This is a genomic window from Xylanimonas ulmi, assembly GCF_004216535.1.
Classification (GTDB): Bacteria; Actinomycetota; Actinomycetes; order Actinomycetales; family Cellulomonadaceae; genus Xylanimonas; species Xylanimonas ulmi.
Genome location: NZ_SGWX01000001.1, coordinates 2574940 through 2591178, shown reverse-complemented (window position 1 = coordinate 2591178; position 16239 = coordinate 2574940). Strand labels below are relative to the sequence as shown.

The window sequence follows — 16239 nt, the reverse complement described above, 5'->3', positions numbered from 1 at the left end:
GCCCTCAGCCACGCGAGACGGGCCAGCGCACAGGCGCGGGCCACTTGGGTGTGCGCCCGTCGCCGCTCGAGGTGTGCGTGATGCGTCGCTTGACCCACGGCACCACGTACTCGCGCGCCCATTCGGCGTCGGCCTTGGCCTTCTCGACGAACGGCGCCGGCGGGGCCGGGGCGAGCGGCGCGTCGTAGTCGGGGTCGACGGGGTCGAGCAGCAGGCCCTCCAATGCGGCGTTCATGACGCGGCGGTGGCCCTCCGGGGTCAGGTGCAGGCGGTCCTCGGCCCACAGGCGCAGGTCGAACAGCGAGCGCATGCCCCACAGGTCGAGCACGTACGCCCCATGCCGCCGTGCGATCGACCAGATGTTCGCGTTGTACACGCCGACGCGCCCGCGCGTGAAGCTCAGCGCCCCACCCGCCTTGAAGCCCGCGCCGAGCAGCACGTCGGCGCCGCTCGCGCGGATCGCGACGACGGCGTCCTCGAGCGCCTGCGAGATGTCGTCGACGTCGACGCCGGGTCGCAGGATGTCGTTGCCGCCCGCCACGAGCGAGACGAGGTCGGGCCGGGCGTCGAGCGCGATCGGGACCTGTTCGCCCACGATCGGGCGCAGCAGCCGCCCGCGGATGGCGAGGTTGGCGTACTCCAGCGGCTCCAGGCCGGCCGCGACCCGCCGCGCGGACAGTGTGTCGGCGAGTCGGTCGGCCCAGCCGCGCTGAACCGCGCCCGGGTCGCCGTCCGGCCCGTCCGTGACGCCATCGCTCGCGGTCGTACTCGCGGTCGTACTCGCGGCCGTGCGCTCGGTCGTGCGCTCGGTGGAGCGCTCGGTGGAGCGCACGGTGGTGCGCTCGGTGGAGCGCGCGGCCTCGGGCGCATCGTCGGTGGTGGGGTCGGTCGGGTACGGGTCCCAGAGCCCTTCGGAGAACGAGTCACCCACGGCGATGTAGCGCGTCCAGCGGGGGGCGGGGACGTCGTCGTGGGCGGTGGGTGCGTTCGTCGGTGCGTGCTCGCTCACGCCGCGATTATGCCCCCGCGCGTCGCGTGTGCGTCAGGCGGGCGGACACGCCTGGGGCGTGGACGCCGTTGCCGGGCGCGGCGGGCGCCGTTGCCTGGGGCGCGCAGGCCGCGACGCCGGTTGCGCAGGCCGCCGCGCCAGCTGTGCAAGCCGCAGAGCGGGCTGTGGAGGTCGCCGCGTGGGGCGCGCGGACCGCGGCGTGGGGCGCTACGGCAGGCGCCAGTCGACGGGCGCGCCGCCTTGCTGCTCGAGCAGCGCGTTGACCCGGGAGAACGGCCGTGAGCCGAAGAAGCCGCGGTGCGCCGACAGCGGGCTCGGATGCGCGCTCTCGACGAAGGGCACCGACCCGAGCCACGGACGCAGGGACGCGGCGTCGCGCCCCCACAGGATCGCCACGAGCGGGCCGCCGCGGGCCACGAGCGCGCGGATGGCCGCCTCGGTCACAGCCTCCCAACCCTTGCCGCGGTGCGACGCGGGTCGTCCGGGCTCGACGGTCAGCACCCTGTTGAGCAGCATGACGCCCTGGTCGGCCCACGGGCGCAGGTCGCCGTTCGTCGGGGCCGGGGCGCCGACGTCGGCCATCAGCTCGGTGTAGATGTTCGCGAGCGAGCGGGGGACCGGGCGCACATCGGGCTGGACCGAGAACGACAGACCCATCGGGTGGCCGGGAGTGGGGTAGGGGTCCTGGCCCACCACCAGGACGCGGGCGGCCTCGAACGGTCGGCGGAACGCGTGCAGCACGTCGCCGCCCGCAGGCAGGTACTGGCGCCCGGCGGCGAGCTCGGCGCGCAGAAAGTCGCCCATCGCATGGATCTGCGGCTCGATGGGCGCGAGCACGCCGGCCCAGCCGGGGTCGATCACGTCCGTGAGCGGGGGCCGTTCGCCCGTCGCGAGGTCGGGCCGCGGCGGTGTCGTCGGCGTCGTCACGACGGCGAGGCTACCGGGCGTCGTGATCGACCCGCCAGCGGCCGGGGCGGGCGCGCGCGGGAGGGCCTGTGCGCTGTGAGGGGCGCGCCGCCCGAGCATGGCCGCACGTGCGGTCCGGGGCGGTGAATGACATGGATGTGGTTCACGGCTTAGCCTGGAGCGTATGAGCGAGACCATGGTCCAACCCGTTGTGGCGCCCGCCACTGCGGAGCTGTCCGAGCGGGACCGCGAGATCCTCGCCTTCGAGCGCCAATGGTGGAAGTACGCCGGGGCGAAGGAGCAGGCGGTGCGGGAGCTGTTCGACCTGTCGGCGACGCGGTACTACCAGGTGCTTAACGCCCTCATCGACACCCCCGAGGCACTGGCCGCCGACCCCATGCTGGTCAAGCGCCTGCGTCGGCTGCGTGCGACCCGGCAGCGCGCTCGATCGGCCCGACGCCTCGGCGAGGATGGCGTCTGAACACCCCAAGAGTCCGGATTGAGCCGCTACCCTGTCCGCCGTGACCCGCAGCCAGTACGCCTACCCGCCCGACGAGTTCGACGTCCGCGGACCTGACGACGCGCCGGTCGGTGTGCACCGCGCTCCGCGCTCGCGCTGGCGTGGTGTCTGGCCGTTCCTGCTGGTGGCGGTGGTGGCCGTCGCGGTGGCCGTCGGGGGCGTCATGTTCCTGTCGCGCGATCCCGGCTCGGCCGACGACACCAGCACGGCGACGCAGGCGACCGAGGCGCCCGGCGACGCGGGCGACACCGACGCGACAGATCCGGCCACGGGTGACGCGACCGACCCAGCCGAGGGCGACGTGACCGACCCTGCGGAGGGTGACGCGACCGATCCGGCCGGGGGCGAGGCGACCGAGGCGCCGACGGGGGGCGCGAGCGACCTGGCGACGCTGCTGGCGGCGGCCGACAAGGGCGCCTTCGTCCGCGTGCTCAACGACGGCGGCCCCGCGGGCGAGGCGGGTCGTGGCCGCGACGCCCTGGCGGGGCAGGGCTTCACGCAGGTCGAGGCGGCGAACTACCCGGCGGGTGGCTCGGGCCTGACCGAGACGACGGTCTGGTACACCGAGGGCCGCCAGGACACGGCGACCGCGATCGCCGCGGCGCTGGGGATCCCAAGCGACCGGGTCGTGCAGCAGACGGTGCGCAGCGGCGACGTCGTCGTGGTGATCAAGGGCGCGTTGACCCCGGCCGGCTGACGGTCAGGATCACGGACCGGCGGCGCGCCTGGCTCGGGCCCGCCTGCGCCAGTGCTGCCGCGCGGTCCGCACGGATCCGCTCTCCACGGACATGTCAGGACGCTTCCGACATGTGAGCCGTGCCACTAGGCTCGCCCACACCCGAGGCCGATCGGTGGCCCCGGTTGGGGAAGCACAAGGAGAAGTTCATGGCGCAGGGCACCGTCAAGTGGTTCAACGCGGAGAAGGGCTACGGGTTCATCACCCCGACCTCCGGCGGCCAGGACCTGTTCGTCCACTACACCGCGATCCAGTCGGACGGCTATCGCTCGCTCGACGAGGGCCAGCAGGTTGAGTTCGAGGTCGGCCAGGGGTCCAAGGGCCCCCAGGCGGAGCAGGTCCGCCCGCTGTGAGCCGCCGCTGCCGCGTCCGGGCCGCATAAGGCGCCGCTCCGCCTCGGCGTCTCGGTTCGGGCGCGGCGGGCGTCGGGGCCTGTCGTCAACGATGTCGCGGCCTGCTCGCTGAGGGTTCGCCTGGGGCTGAGCGTCTTGCACTCTCCAGGGGCGAGTGCCAATATTGCGTTAGCACTCTCCCGTGTCGAGTGACAGTCCGATGTGTGTGGCCCCGGCCGCACGGCGATGTCGGCTGGCGCTGTTCGCGGAGAGTGAGCCAGAAATCCGGCCGACCGGTGAGGCCTGTCTGCGCGCGTGACCTGAACGCGTGGGGGCAAGCCGTCCGTCGCGGGCGCTCGTCGGCCACGAATGCCATCCAGCGGAGGACAAGTCCCCATGGCCAAGATCATTGCTTTCGACGAGGAGGCTCGTCGCAGCATGGAGCGAGGGCTCAACATCCTCGCCGACACCGTCAAGGTGACCCTCGGCCCCAAGGGCCGCAACGTCGTGCTCGACAAGAAGTGGGGCGCCCCCACGATCACCAACGATGGTGTCTCCATCGCCAAGGAGATCGAGCTCGAGGACCCGTACGAGAAGATCGGCGCCGAGCTCGTCAAGGAGGTCGCCAAGAAGACCGACGACGTCGCGGGTGACGGCACCACCACCGCGACCGTGCTCGCCCAGGCCCTGGTCAAGGAGGGCCTGCGCGTCGTCGCCGCCGGCGCCAACCCGATCGCCGTCAAGCGCGGCATCGAGAAGGCCGTCGAAGCTGTGACCGAGCAGCTGCTCATCGCCGCCAAGGAGATCGAGACCAAGGAGGAGATCGCCGCCACGGCCGCGATCTCGGCCGGCGACCAGGCGATCGGCGAGCTCATCGCCGAGGCGCTCGACAAGGTCGGCAAGGAGGGCGTCATCACGGTCGAGGAGTCCAACTCCTTCGGCCTGGAGCTCGAGCTCACCGAGGGCATGCGTTTCGACAAGGGCTTCCTCGCCCGCTACTTCGAGACGGACCCGGAGCGCCAGGAGGCCGTGCTTGAGGACGCGTACGTCCTGCTCGTCGAGTCGAAGATCTCGAACGTCAAGGACCTGCTCCCCGTCCTCGACCAGGTCATGAAGGCCGGCCGCTCGCTGCTGATCATCGCTGAGGACGTCGAGGGCGAGGCCCTGGCCACCCTGGTGCTCAACAAGATCCGCGGCACCTTCAAGTCCGTCGCCGTCAAGGCCCCGGGCTTCGGCGACCGCCGCAAGGCCATGCTGCAGGACATCGCGATCCTCACCGGCGGCCAGGTCATCACCGAGACGGTGGGCCTCAAGCTCGAGAACGCCACGCTCGACCTGCTGGGCCAGGCGCGCAAGGTCGTCGTCACCAAGGACGAGACCACGATCGTCGAGGGCTCGGGCGACGCCGACCTGATCGCCGGTCGCGTCAACCAGATCCGTGGCGAGATCGAGAAGTCGGACTCCGACTACGACCGCGAGAAGCTCCAGGAGCGCCTCGCCAAGCTGGCCGGCGGCGTGGCCGTCATCAAGGCCGGCGCGGCGACCGAGGTTGAGCTCAAGGAGCGCAAGCACCGCATCGAGGACGCCGTGCGCAACGCCAAGGCCGCGGTCGAGGAGGGCATCGTCGCCGGTGGTGGCGTCGCGCTGATCCACGCCGGCGCCGCCGCGTTCGCGAAGCTCGAGCTCGAGGGTGACGAGGCGACCGGCGCGCAGATCGTTGCCGCCGCCATCTCGGCCCCGCTCAAGCAGATCGCCATCAACGCCGGCCTTGAGGGCGGCGTCGTGGCGGAGAAGGTCAAGGGCCTCGCCGTCAACGAGGGCCTCAACGCCGCGACCGGCGTCTACGAGGACCTGCTCGCCGCGGGCGTCAACGACCCGGTCAAGGTGACCCGCTCGGCGCTGCAGAACGCCGCGTCGATCGCCGCGCTGTTCCTCACCACCGAGGCCGTCGTGGCCGACAAGCCGGAGAAGTCCGGCGCGGCTCCCGCCGGCGGCGGCGACATGGGCGGCATGGACTTCTGAGTCCAGCCCCACGGTAGGACGGACGAGGCGCCGCCCCGATCTTCGGATCGGGGCGGCGCCTCGCTGTTTCCACCCGGCGTCCCTGTCCACCCGGCGTCCCTGTCCACCCGGCGTCCCTGTCTACCCGGCGTCCCGCCCGGTGGCGGCTCGCGCCGAGACCACCGGTGGGGGTGGCGCGTAGCCTGCGGTCAGCGGGTCGCGAAGAGGCGGGACGCGTGAGCCTCGGCGTCCGCGTAGGTGCGCGCCGCCGTCGACAGCGCCTGCTGGATCGCGTCGAGCGCGTGCTCGAGCTTGGACTGCGCGCCCTGCCACTCGGCCATCACGCCGGCGAACGACGACGCCGCGCCGCCGTGCCAGCTCGCCTGAAGGTCCTGCAGGTGGCGCACCATCGCGCCCACCTCAGCGCGGATCGCCCCCACCGATCCGCTGACCGCGGCGCCCGCCTGGGCCACCCGCTCGCTGTCGACGTCGTAGCGCATGTCCGTCCCCGTCCTGCGGGCGCCTCGGCCCGCCGTCGTCGTGCCCGGACTGTCCGGGCACGACGACGGTAGGCAGGATGCCGGTCGGCGCAGGTCGGGTTTCCACAGGGTGTGGATGAGGCGGCGCGGTCAACCACTCCGCGCTCACCGCCGCGGGATCAGTCGTCCTCGGGCGGGAGGGCCGCCTGCTCCTTGATGAGGCGTGACAGCTCCGCCTCGACGTTCTGGCGGGCCGGGTTCTCCCATGCCGCGCCCATGGGGCTCAAGAAGATCCGCCCGCGCTTGAGCAGCCGTTCGAGGATCCGGATGCGGGCGCGCAGGAAGTCGCGCTGGGGGATGTGCGCGTACTCGGCGCGCACCGCGGCGGCGTACTTCTTGTAGTGCTGCGGCTCGACGGCGAGCATCGACATGTCGGCGTCGTTGAGCACCTGCGCGTCGGTGTCGCCCGGCGCGGGCTGGTGGCGCAGCAGCGAGTCGACCAGCGCCGCCACGCGGTCGGCGCGCGCTGCGGGCACACCCAGCTGCGTCAGCTCTTTGCGGGCGAGCTCGGCGCTCGCGGGTGTCTGCTCACCGCCTTTGAGCTCGTACGTCGCCTTGGTGTCGGAGGAGAACACGGCGCCGTGGAACCAGGCGGCCAGCCGCACCAGGTCGGCGTCGTGCGTCTCCTGGGCGAGCTCGTCCACGCGGTGCAGCGTCGTGGCCAGGTGCTTGAGGTTGTGGAAGTGGCGGGCCTGCGTCGACCAGCGGGCGACGAGCGATTCGGCGGCGTCGGCGAGCTCGTCGTCCGTGGCGGTGGCGCCGGCGCCACGCGCCGCACGGGCGAAGGAGGAGCGGAACCACTGCGGTGCGTCAGTCCAGTTGACGCCCATGAATATCAGACCTTCGGTCGGTGACTACGGGTGTCCTCATCAGCCTACGACTCGGCGCGTCTGGCGCGTGGTCGAGCGACGGTGACGCGCCATCGTAGCGGCCCCGCGCCGCGTGCCGACGCTCGGACCGGAACCGGTGGGCCTACGACGGCGCCCGCGCGGCCCGGGAGTGGTCGGCCCGCGACGGCGCTCGCGCGGTCCGCCGTCAGGCGGAGGCGCCCGCCCCGTCGGTCGTCGGGGCCAGCGGTAGCCACACGCGCACCGCCAATCCGCCGTCGGGCGGCGTGCGCGTCTGCACGTGCCCGCCGTGCGCCCCGACGATGGCGGCCACGATCGCCAGCCCGAGCCCCGAGCCGCCCGACTCGCGGTTGCGCGAGGAGTCCGCGCGATAGAACCGCTCGAACACCCGCTCGGCCTGCTCAGGGGTCACGCCCGGCCCGTGGTCACGCACCTCGACCACCGCGGACGGATGCGCGGGGCCGGCGTCGTCGAGCACGACGCCGAGCGCGACCTCGGCGGGGGTGCCGGAGGGCGTGTGCCGGGCGACATTGCCGACCAGGTTGGTGAGCACCTGTCGCAGCCGGTCGGCGTCGCCCGTGACGACCAACGACGGCGGCGGCGCCGCGGGCGTGCCGGGCGCAGCCGCGGCGCCCAGCCCGACGACGCCCACCGTGCGTGAGGGGTCGAGCGCGCGCAGGTCCTGCGCGGCGTCGTGGGCCATGGCGACGAGATCGACGCGCTCGGCGCGCAGCGGGCGGCCCTCGTCCATGCGCGCGAGCTCGAGCAGGTCGTTGACCAGGGTGCCCATGCGGCGCGCCGCGTCCTCGATGCGGCCCATGGTGTCGTCGACCTTGTCGCCCGAGTCGAGCGCGCCCATGCGGTACAGCTCGCCGTAACCGCGGATGGTGGCCAACGGCGTGCGCAGTTCGTGGCTCGCGTCGGAGACGAACCGGTGCATGCGCCGCTCGGACTCCTCGCGCACGGCGAAGGCGTGCTCGATCTGGGTGAGCATCGCGTTGAGCGAGGCGCCCAGCGAGCCGACCTCGGTGGTCGGCGGCGCGGCCGGGACGCGCTGGGTCAGGTCGCCCGCGGCGATCGCGGCCGCCGTCGTCTCGATCTGGCGCAGCGGGCGCAGCGAACGGTGGACCAGCACCCAAGCCGCGGCGGCGCCGAGCAGGACGATGCTGACGCCGGCGCCGAGCAGCGTGCGCGCCAGGATCGCCGAGGCCTCGTGCACGGTCGACAGCGGGACAGCGACGAACACCGCGCTCAGCACGGGCGGCGCGTCGTCGACGCGCACGGGCGCGACCACCGCGCGCACGCGCCACTTGGTCGGGTTGGTGCCGCCCTTCGCGCTCACCGTGAACGGCTGGTCCCCCTGGTCGGCCACCTCGTCGAGCGACATCGACGGGATCCTCGGCTGTCCCGAGAGCGCGACGGTCGGCGCCCAGGCGATGGGCAGCGAACGCCCGTCGGCGGTGCGCACGAGCACGAAGTAGTTGGTCGGGCCCGTGCCCGTCGAGCTCAGCGTGTTGCGCAGCGCGGCCTGGTTGCCGACGATGCGCTCCAGCTGCTCGTCGATCTGGTGGACGAGGTAGCGCGAGACGATGGCCTGCGTCGCCGCCGACGCCGTCACCACGCCGGTGGCCAGGAGCACCGCGATGATCGCGACGAGGCGCGCGCGCAGCGGGACGCGGTTGAGCCAGGCGTTGGCCCGCAGCAACAGGCCGCCGCCGGGCGCGACGTCGCCGGGGCGCAGGCCCGGCTGGGCGGCGGGGGGAGCGGGTGGAGCGAGGGAGGCGACCCCCGCGTCCACACCGGCGTCTGGGGCGTCCGGAGCGTCCGGGGCGGTGGGGGCCCCGGACGCCCCGGACCTCGTCGTGTCCTGGGAGGCCACGTCAGACGCGCGCCGCCTGGGGGGCCCGCAGCAGGTAGCCGATGCCGCGTTTGGTGTGGATGAGCGGCGGCAGGGACTCGTCGCCGTCGGCGCCGGGGACCTTGAGGGCGTCGATCTTGCGGCGCAGGTAGGAGATGTAGGACTCGACGATGTTGGCGTCTCCGCCCCAGTCGTACTGCCACACGTGGTCGAGGATCTGCGCCTTCGACAGCACGCGGCCCGCGTTCAGCATGAGGTAGCGCAGCAGCTTGAACTCGGTGGGGGACAGCTCGACCTCGACGCCGGCGCGGCGCACCTCGTGCGAGTCCTCGTCGAGCTCGAGGTCGCCGACGCGCAGCACGGCGTCCTCCTCGGGCAGCGCGGCGTTGGTGCGGCGCAGCACCGCGCGGATGCGGGCCACGACCTCTTCGAGCGAGAACGGCTTGGTGACGTAGTCGTCGCCGCCGACGGTCAGACCCTGGACCTTGTCCTGCGTGTCGTCCTTGGCGGTGAGGAACAGCACGGGGGTGTGGCGGCCGGTCTCGCGCATGCGGCGGGTGACGGTGAAGCCGTCCATATCGGGCAGCATGACGTCGAGGACGACCAGGTCGGGCTCCAGGTCGCGGACGAGCTGGAGGGCGCCCTGGCCGTCTGCGGCGGCGTGGACCTCGAAGCCGGCGAACCGCAGAGAGGTGGACAAGAGCTCACGGATGTTCGGCTCGTCGTCGACGACGACGAGCCGCGCCTCCGGCGTGGAAGTGGTGCTCATGGGGTCAGTGTGCGACGCATCTCTGGACGGCGCCTGGGAAGAAGCCTGGGTGTCGCCTGGGTGTGGCGCGCATCGACGCTGGCCAGCCCCGGAAAGACGCCAAACGCGAGGTGAGCGCCTGCGAAATCGTCTTCCGGGTGATTCTCGAAAACGAGTTCTCAGAGGTAGCGCAACGGGTCGAACTCGGCGAGCGGGATGATCCGCACGCGCGGCAGCAGCGTGGTGAAGGCATCGGCGTCGCCCTCCAGGTCGAACGTCTCCAGGCCGCGCGCCCCGAGGTCCGCGAACCGCGCGTTGACGAACTCGCGGAACGCCAGCAGGCCCACGCGGCGCCCGGCTCCCAGCAGCGCCTCCATCTGGGGCAGGAAGTCGCCGTCGTGGCTCGCCAGCAGCACGTCGCCCTCACGGTCGGCGAGCGCGTCGAGCGTGCGCTGGATACCGACGTCGACGACCTTCTCCGAGCCGGTGCCGGCCAGGGGGATGGGCCGGTAGCCCATCGCCAGCAGCGCCTGCACGAACGGCATGGGCATCTGCCCGCTGGTCGCGTTGAGGAAGAACAGCGGGACGACGTCCTGCCCCCACACCTTGTGCGCGAACGCGGTGATGCGGTCCCAGCGCGGGCGCTCGTCGGGGTTGGGGCGCCGGCCCAGCACGTTCATGCCGAGCGTCGCGTCGATGTTCTCACCGTCGACGAGCAGGTACGTCTTGCGGCCGGGCTCCCCGGCGCCCGGCGCCGGGGCAGGGGTGGGTGCGGGTGCGGCGACGTGCGGCTGGGACATGTGGCCAGCCTAGAGGGGCGAGCGACCACATGGCGGCGCCGGGCGCGGGACGGGCCCAGACTGTCCAGGGCGGCGTCGCGCGAGTACGGTGTCGCGCCATGACCGTCGAATCCGCCGAGCTGACCCGCGACGCCTCGCCCCAGGAGGGCGAGCGCGCCCGTCCGCCGCGCCTGACCGTCCTGCAGCACTCGGCCGACGTCCCCCTCGGGCTCCTGGGCTCGGTGCTGGGCGACGGCGTGCGCGTGGTGCGCCTGGACCGGGGCGAGCCCGTGCCGGCGCCCGACGCCGTCGGCTCGGGCCTGGTGGTGCTCGGCGGGCAGATGTCGGCCTACGACGACGCCGCGGCCCCGTGGCTGCCCGCCACCCGCGCCCTGATCGCCGACGCCGTGCGCGCGGACGTCCCGATCCTCGGGATCTGCCTGGGCGCGCAACTGCTCGCGGTGGCCTGCGGCGGCGCCGTCGTCGTCGGCGCGCCTCCGGGGCGCGAGGCCGGCGTCATCGAGGTGCGCTGGCGCGACGCCGCGGCCACCGACCCGGTGCTCGGCGCCGTCGTCGCGACCGCCGCCGACGGCGTCACCCGCGCCGTGAGCATGCACGCCGACGCGGTCAGCGACCTGCCGGCGGGGGCGACCTGGCTGGGCTGGTCGCATCAGTACCCGTACCAGGCGTTCCGCGTCGGGTCGGCGCTGGGCGTCCAGTTCCACCCCGAGGCGGGCAAGTCGATCGCGCTCGGCTGGGCGCGCGCGCACGACGACGTCGACGCGGCGCAGGTCGACGCGCAGCTCAACGCGAGCGCGGCCGAGCTGGCGGGGCTCGTCATCACCTTGGGGCGGGCGTTCGCCGCGCAGGTGGACGCGCACGCCAGCCGCTGATCCGCCCAGCCGCTGATCCGCCCAGCCGCTGATCCGCCCAGCCGCTGATCCGCCCGCTGCCCGGACAGCAGAACGCCCGCTCGCCACGGGGCGAGCGGGCGCTCAGGTCGCAGGCGGGGCCGGCAGGTCGCGTCGGTCAGAAGGCCCCGGCGTCCGGCGTCACCGACGTCGGCGAGATCTGCGCCGGCGGGGTGCTGCCGGACTTGAGCGCGGCCAGGCGGGCCTCCAGCTCGATCTCGTCGTCGGCCTTCGTCAGCTCCTCGAACTGCGCGTCGAGCGACGACGCCGCGATCTCGGCCTGGCCGATCGCCTTGGCCTCCTCGCGGCGCACCGTCTCCTCGAACCGGCCGAGCTCGCTCGTCGGGTCGAGCACGTTGATCGAGCTGATCGCGGTCTGCACGGTCTGCTGCGCCTGGGCCGACTTCTGGCGGGCGACCAGCGAGTCGCGCCGCGACTTGAGCTCGCCCAGCTTGTCCTTCATCGCGGCCAGGCCCGTCTTGAGCTTCTCGGCCGTCTGGCGCTGGCTCTCGATCATCGGCTGCGCCTGCTTGACCTCGGACTCGGCGTCGAGCTGCTTGCGCAGCGCCACCTTGGCGAGCTGGTCGAACTTGTCGGCGTTGGCGGTGTCTCCCGCGGCGCGGTACTCGTCGGCGCGGCGCGAGGCGGCCAGGGCCTTGCCGCCCCACTCGCGCGCGGCCGCGACGTCCTCGTTGAAGTCCTGCTCGGCCAGGCGCAGGTTGCCGATGGTCTGCGCGATCGCCTGCTCGGCCTCGGCGATGTTGTTGGTGTAGTCGCGCACGAGCTGGTCCAGCATCTTCTGCGGGTCCTCGGCGCGGTCCAGCAGCGCGTTGACGTTGGCCTTGGTGAGCTGGGCGATGCGCCCCAGGATGCTCTGCTTCGCGGTCATGGGATGGTGCCTTTCTCGTCAGTGATGAGGCCGTGCTCAGGTGATGCCGTGGTGCTCGGGCGCCGGCCGGTTCGTGGTCCGCTGACGCCGGTCCTGGTCAGAATCGGCCGCCGCGCCCCCCGGAGCGTCCGCCGCCGAAGCTCCCGCCGCCGCCTCCCGAGCGCCCGCCGCCGAATCCGCCGCCGCCGAACCCGCCGCCGAAGCCCCCGCCGGAGCGTGGGCGCCCACCGGCGATGCCGCCGCCCGACCCGCGCAGGATCGAGTCGATCAGGATGCCGCCGAGCACCATGCCGCCGATATTCGGCCCACCGCCCTGCTGCTGCCCCCAGCCCGAGACGTCGTTCTGCGCGAGCTGGGCGGCCGCGCGCGCGTGCGCCTCGGCCTCCTGCGCGCGGGCCAGCGCGCGGGAGGGGTCGGACTGCTGCAGTGCGTGCGCCTCGCCGATGAGCCGGATCGCCTCGGCCAGCCGCGTGCGCGCGTCGGGCCCCACCGCCTGGCGGCGCGTCGAGATGAAGTCGTCGGTCGCGCGCACCTGCGACTCGACGCGACCGAGCGTGTCGCGCAGCAGGGCGGCCGCGCGGGCGTCGGCCTCGGCCTTGGCGCGCGCCGGCTCCAGGGCCTTGTCGAGCGCCGCCTCGGCCGCGGTCAGGCGCGCGAGCGCGGCGAGCGGGTCGCCGCCGTGCCGGGCCGTCTGCGCCTGGGTGACCGCGGCGCGCGCCTCCGCCGTCGCCGGGTCGACCGTCGCGTCACCCGCCGCGGCGATGATCGGCGCCAGGCGTGCGGCGTCGGCGATGTCCTGCGTGATCGACAAGATGCCCTTGTCGAGCTTGGGCCCCGCCTCGGCGAGGTCCTGGCCCGCGTTGTCGACGGCGTCGAGCAGGCGCACCGCCTGCCCCAGCGCGTTCTGCGCGCCGCGCGCCTGCGCGACGGCGGTGTTGCGGTCCTTGCGCTCCAGCGCCTCGCGCCCCTGCCCGACGGCGGCGCGCGCGCCCTCGACGAGCGCCGAGGCCTGCTCGGGGTTGGACATGACCGACACGAGCGCGGACGCCGGGTAGGTGGCCGCGAGGGTGGCGAGGGCCTGGTGCGACACCGCGATGCGCGCGGTGATCTCGTCGGCGCGCTGGGCGGTCTCGTCGAGCACCTGCGGCGCGCGCTCGGCGAGCTTGCGCAGGTCGTCGAACGACGACGTCTGCGCGTCGAGCGCGTCGCCCGCCCCGTCGACCAACCGGATGATCTGCGCGAGCCACTCGCGGCGCTGCGCCTCGGGGTCGGGAGTCTCGTCGTCGAGGTGCTGGCGCAGCACGAACGCCTCGGACACATCCGACTTGGCCTGAGCGAGCACGCCCTCGAACTCGCGTGTCGCCTCGACACCGAACTCGGCCTGGGCGAACCCGAGCTCCTGCTCGGACGTCTTGAGCGCGTCGTCGATCTCGACCAGCGCGCTCGCCGCGCGCTTGTCGAGCTCCTCGGTGCTCAGCCGCGCGAGCTCGTCCTGGCTCGTGGCCGCCTGCTGGCCCGCGGCCTTGCGCCGGCGGCGCCACCACAGCCAACCGCCCACACCGCCGACGACGGCGACGCCGCCCACCGCGAGCGCCGCCGCGCCCGAACCGCCGCCCGAGCCACCGCCCGCGACGTCGACCAGAGCGTCCGCGGCCGCGATCGCCGCCGCGGCCCAGTCGCCCTCGCCGTCCGGGGCGTTCGCGGCGGCCCGCAGCTTGTCGACGGCGGCGTTCTCGATGGCCTCCTGGTCCTGCGTGGTCAGCGAGGTGTTGTTGTCGACCGACAGGCCGAACGACCGCTCCTCGGTCGCGACCGCGAGCAGCACGTCGTTGAGGCCCAGGTGCGCCGCGTTCGCCGTCTGGTTCGCCCAGCCGCGCCCGTCCTGCCCGTCGAAGGAGTCGACGTAGACCACGAACAGGCGGTACGTCGTGGCGTCCGCGACGCGGTCGAGCGCCGCCTGCACGTCGGACGTGCGCTCGCCGAGCGCGTCCACCCGGTCGGTGATCTCACCGTCGAGCGTCGACAGCGGCTGGTCGGCGTGCGCGGCGCTCAGCACGGCGGGGGCGACGGCGTCGGGCGCGAGCGCCGGGGCGAGCGCGAGCGCGCCCCCCAGCAGGACGACGGCGAGGGCGGCGAGGGGTGCGGGCGCGCGGCGCGGCGTGCTCGTGACGGCAGGGCTCACGCCTCGATCGTGCCGTCCGCGTCAACCGGGCGCAATCGGGGTGAACGGTATTCGCCCACTGACCAGGCGCGCGATGACGGACCGGGGACGCTGCGCGGCCTCTGCGCGGCCTCCAAGTCCTCGTGTTCTTTGGGTCGGACTTGGAGTCCGTTCCGCTCCGGGCGGATACCTCGTGTTGTCGGTCGGCCTGGCCCTACGCTCCGCTTCCGGCGGGTGCCTCGTTCCTCGGCCCCCACCGTCCGCTGCGCTTTGGGCCAGGCCTCGGACCTCGGTCTCCACCCTGCGCTACACGGCCTCCAAGTCCTCCGCGTCCACAATGCGGTAGGCGTAGCCCTGTTCGGCCAGGAAGCGCTGGCGGTGGGCGGCGAAGTCCTGGTCGACGGTGTCGCGCGCGACGACGGCGTAGAAGTGGGCGGTGCGCCCGTCGTGCTTGGGGCGCATGACGCGGCCCAGGCGCTGGGCCTCCTCCTGCCGCGAGCCGAACGACCCCGAGACCTGGATCGCCACCGACGCCTCGGGCAGGTCGATCGAGAAGTTGGCGACCTTGCTGACCACGAGCCGTGACACCTCACCCGAGCGGAACGCGTCGAACAGCCGCTGCCGCTCGCGCACCGTCGTGGCGCCCGTGATGAGCGGCGCGTTCAGGTGCTGCGAGAGCTCCTCCAACTGGTCCAGGTACTGCCCGATGACAAGCACCTGGTCGTCGGGGTGCCGCTCGACGATGCGCTCGACGACCAGGTTCTTGCCCGACGCCGTCGCCGCGAGCCGGTACTTGTCCTCGGGCTCGGCCACGGCGTAGGTCATGCGGTCGGACTCGGGCAGGGTCAGGCGCACCTCGACGCAGTCGGCCGGGGCGATGTAGCCCTGCGCCTCGATGTCCTTCCACGGCGCGTCGTAGCGCTTGGGGCCGATGAGCGAGAACACCTCGTCCTCGCGCCCGTCCTCGCGCACCAGGGTCGCGGTCAGGCCCAGGCGCCTCCGGGCCTGCAGGTCCGCCGTCATGCGGAAGATCGGGGCGGGCAGCAGGTGTACCTCGTCGTAGACGATCAGGCCCCAGTCGCGCGCGTCGAGCAGCTCCAGGTGCGCGTAGACCCCTTTGCGCTTGGTGGTCAGCACCTGGTAGGTCGCGATGGTGACCGGCTTGATCTCCTTGCGCGTGCCCGAGTACTCGCCGATCTCCTCCTCGGTCAGCGTGGTGCGGCGGATGAGCTCGTCCTTCCACTGCCGCGCGCTGACGGTGTTGGTCACGAGGATGAGCGTCGTCGTGCCCGACTTGGCCATGGCGCCGGCGCCCACGATGGTCTTGCCCGCCCCGCACGGCAGCACGACGACGCCTGAGCCGCCGAACCAGAACGCGTCGACCGCGTGCGCCTGGTAGGGCCGCATCTCCCAGTGCTTCGCCGCCCCGGCCTCTCCGATCGGGGTGGCCTGCGTCGACAGGTCGATGGGGTGCTTCTCGCCGTCGACGTACCCGGCGAGGTCCTCGGCCGGCCAGCCGAGCTTGACCAGCACCTGCTTGAGGTGGCCGCGCTCGGAGGGGTGGACGACGACCGTCTCGTCGTCGACGCGCTCGCCCAGCAGGCCTGCGGTGCGCTTGGACTTGAGCACCTCGGCGAGCACCGCGCGGTCGGAGGCCTGCAGCACCAGCCCGTGCGTGGGGTGGGCGTGCAGGGTCAGGCGCCCGTAGCGCGACATGGTCTCGGCGACGTCGACCAGCAGCGCGTGCGGCACCGGGTAGCGCGAGTACGTCATGAGGGTGTCGACGACCTGCTCGGCGTCGTGCCCCGCGGCGCGCGCGTTCCACAGCCCCAGGTTGGTCAGCCGGTAGGTGTGCACGTGCTCGGGAGCGCGCTCCAACTCCGCGAACGGCGCGATGGCCCTGCGGCACTCGTCGGCGAGCGGATGCTCGACCTCCAGCAGCAGCGACTTGTCCGACTGGACGATCAGTGGCCCGTTGGCCATCGGCACTTCCTTTCGCGAG

15 protein-coding genes are annotated in these 16239 nt (G+C 73.2%); 5 read left to right on the top strand and 10 right to left on the bottom strand.

Features of this window, described 5'->3' with window-relative positions; all coding sequences use genetic code 11:
• Window positions 1-4: 4 nt before the first annotated feature.
• Together EV386_RS11980 and EV386_RS11975 are read right to left on the bottom strand one after the other, a co-directional pair.
• Entirely contained in the window at window positions 5-1009 is a 1005-nt protein-coding gene (locus EV386_RS11980) for an SGNH/GDSL hydrolase family protein (RefSeq protein ID WP_242607941.1), read from the bottom strand.
• A gap of 207 nt (window positions 1010-1216) precedes the next feature.
• Window positions 1217-1936, bottom strand: a complete 720-nt coding sequence (locus EV386_RS11975) for a uracil-DNA glycosylase (RefSeq protein WP_242607940.1) — start codon at window positions 1934-1936, stop codon at window positions 1217-1219.
• 163 nt (window positions 1937-2099) lie between these two features.
• Between EV386_RS11975 and EV386_RS11970 the strand changes: the two genes are divergently transcribed.
• The 4 genes from EV386_RS11970 to groL all read left to right on the top strand — a co-directional run bounded on the left by EV386_RS11970 (window position 2100) and on the right by groL (window position 5525).
• Window positions 2100-2396: a nucleoid-associated protein NapA gene (locus tag EV386_RS11970; RefSeq protein ID WP_130415272.1), complete on the top strand. Its 297-nt coding sequence runs from the start codon at window positions 2100-2102 to the stop codon at window positions 2394-2396.
• 40 nt (window positions 2397-2436) lie between these two features.
• Window positions 2437-3132, top strand: a complete 696-nt coding sequence (locus EV386_RS11965; protein WP_130415270.1) for a LytR C-terminal domain-containing protein — start codon at window positions 2437-2439, stop codon at window positions 3130-3132.
• A gap of 188 nt (window positions 3133-3320) precedes the next feature.
• Complete coding sequence (locus tag EV386_RS11960) at window positions 3321-3524, top strand: cold-shock protein (RefSeq protein ID WP_130415268.1); 204 nt, start codon at window positions 3321-3323, stop codon at window positions 3522-3524.
• A gap of 375 nt (window positions 3525-3899) precedes the next feature.
• Window positions 3900-5525, top strand: coding sequence for a chaperonin GroEL (gene groL / locus EV386_RS11955; protein WP_130415266.1), 1626 nt, complete (start codon window positions 3900-3902; stop codon window positions 5523-5525).
• Window positions 5526-5713: 188 nt separating this feature from the next.
• Here the strand turns inward: groL and EV386_RS11950 are convergent, their stop codons facing one another.
• The 5 genes from EV386_RS11950 to EV386_RS11930 form a co-directional block, all read right to left on the bottom strand.
• Window positions 5714-6004: a WXG100 family type VII secretion target gene (locus EV386_RS11950; protein ID WP_130415264.1), complete on the bottom strand. Its 291-nt coding sequence runs from the start codon at window positions 6002-6004 to the stop codon at window positions 5714-5716.
• A 158-nt stretch (window positions 6005-6162) separates the two neighbouring features.
• On the bottom strand, window positions 6163-6873 hold the full coding sequence (locus EV386_RS11945; protein WP_130415262.1) for an HD domain-containing protein: 711 nt from the start codon (window positions 6871-6873) through the stop codon (window positions 6163-6165).
• Window positions 6874-7078: 205 nt separating this feature from the next.
• Window positions 7079-8689, bottom strand: coding sequence for a sensor histidine kinase (locus EV386_RS11940; protein ID WP_130415260.1), 1611 nt, complete (start codon window positions 8687-8689; stop codon window positions 7079-7081).
• Window positions 8690-8771: 82 nt separating this feature from the next.
• Entirely contained in the window at window positions 8772-9518 is a 747-nt protein-coding gene (locus tag EV386_RS11935; protein WP_130415258.1) for a response regulator transcription factor, read from the bottom strand.
• A 158-nt stretch (window positions 9519-9676) separates the two neighbouring features.
• Window positions 9677-10297: an NYN domain-containing protein gene (locus EV386_RS11930; protein WP_278025439.1), complete on the bottom strand. Its 621-nt coding sequence runs from the start codon at window positions 10295-10297 to the stop codon at window positions 9677-9679.
• A 98-nt stretch (window positions 10298-10395) separates the two neighbouring features.
• On the opposite strand from EV386_RS11930, the gene EV386_RS11925 reads away from it, so the two are divergent.
• Entirely contained in the window at window positions 10396-11169 is a 774-nt protein-coding gene (locus EV386_RS11925; protein WP_130415257.1) for a type 1 glutamine amidotransferase, read from the top strand.
• Between the two features lie 136 nt (window positions 11170-11305).
• On the opposite strand, the gene EV386_RS11920 is transcribed toward EV386_RS11925, so the two are convergent.
• From EV386_RS11920 to EV386_RS11910, 3 genes are all read right to left on the bottom strand, one after another.
• Window positions 11306-12076 (bottom strand): PspA/IM30 family protein, encoded by a 771-nt coding sequence (locus EV386_RS11920; protein WP_130415255.1) that lies wholly within the window; start codon window positions 12074-12076, stop codon window positions 11306-11308.
• Window positions 12077-12173: 97 nt separating this feature from the next.
• Window positions 12174-14258, bottom strand: coding sequence for a TPM domain-containing protein (locus EV386_RS11915; protein WP_130415253.1), 2085 nt, complete (start codon window positions 14256-14258; stop codon window positions 12174-12176).
• 285 nt (window positions 14259-14543) lie between these two features.
• Window positions 14544-16220: a DNA repair helicase XPB gene (locus tag EV386_RS11910; RefSeq protein WP_130415251.1), complete on the bottom strand. Its 1677-nt coding sequence runs from the start codon at window positions 16218-16220 to the stop codon at window positions 14544-14546.
• Window positions 16221-16239: the final 19 nt, after the last annotated feature.

What these genes read in the sequence shown, in the direction of transcription:
- EV386_RS11950 (WP_130415264.1), bottom strand. Translation starts at nt 6,004, where the DNA reads ATGCGCTACGACGTCGACAGCGAGCGGGTGGCCCAGGCGGGCGCCGCG.
- EV386_RS11920 (WP_130415255.1), bottom strand. Translation starts at nt 12,076, where the DNA reads ATGACCGCGAAGCAGAGCATCCTGGGGCGCATCGCCCAGCTCACCAAG.
- EV386_RS11925 (WP_130415257.1), top strand. Translation starts at nt 10,396, where the DNA reads ATGACCGTCGAATCCGCCGAGCTGACCCGCGACGCCTCGCCCCAGGAG.
- EV386_RS11945 (WP_130415262.1), bottom strand. Translation starts at nt 6,873, where the DNA reads ATGGGCGTCAACTGGACTGACGCACCGCAGTGGTTCCGCTCCTCCTTC.
- EV386_RS11930 (WP_278025439.1), bottom strand. Translation starts at nt 10,297, where the DNA reads ATGTCCCAGCCGCACGTCGCCGCACCCGCACCCACCCCTGCCCCGGCG.
- EV386_RS11935 (WP_130415258.1), bottom strand. Translation starts at nt 9,518, where the DNA reads ATGAGCACCACTTCCACGCCGGAGGCGCGGCTCGTCGTCGTCGACGAC.
- groL (WP_130415266.1), top strand. Translation starts at nt 3,900, where the DNA reads ATGGCCAAGATCATTGCTTTCGACGAGGAGGCTCGTCGCAGCATGGAG.
- EV386_RS11960 (WP_130415268.1), top strand. Translation starts at nt 3,321, where the DNA reads ATGGCGCAGGGCACCGTCAAGTGGTTCAACGCGGAGAAGGGCTACGGG.
- EV386_RS11910 (WP_130415251.1), bottom strand. Translation starts at nt 16,220, where the DNA reads ATGGCCAACGGGCCACTGATCGTCCAGTCGGACAAGTCGCTGCTGCTG.
- EV386_RS11970 (WP_130415272.1), top strand. Translation starts at nt 2,100, where the DNA reads ATGAGCGAGACCATGGTCCAACCCGTTGTGGCGCCCGCCACTGCGGAG.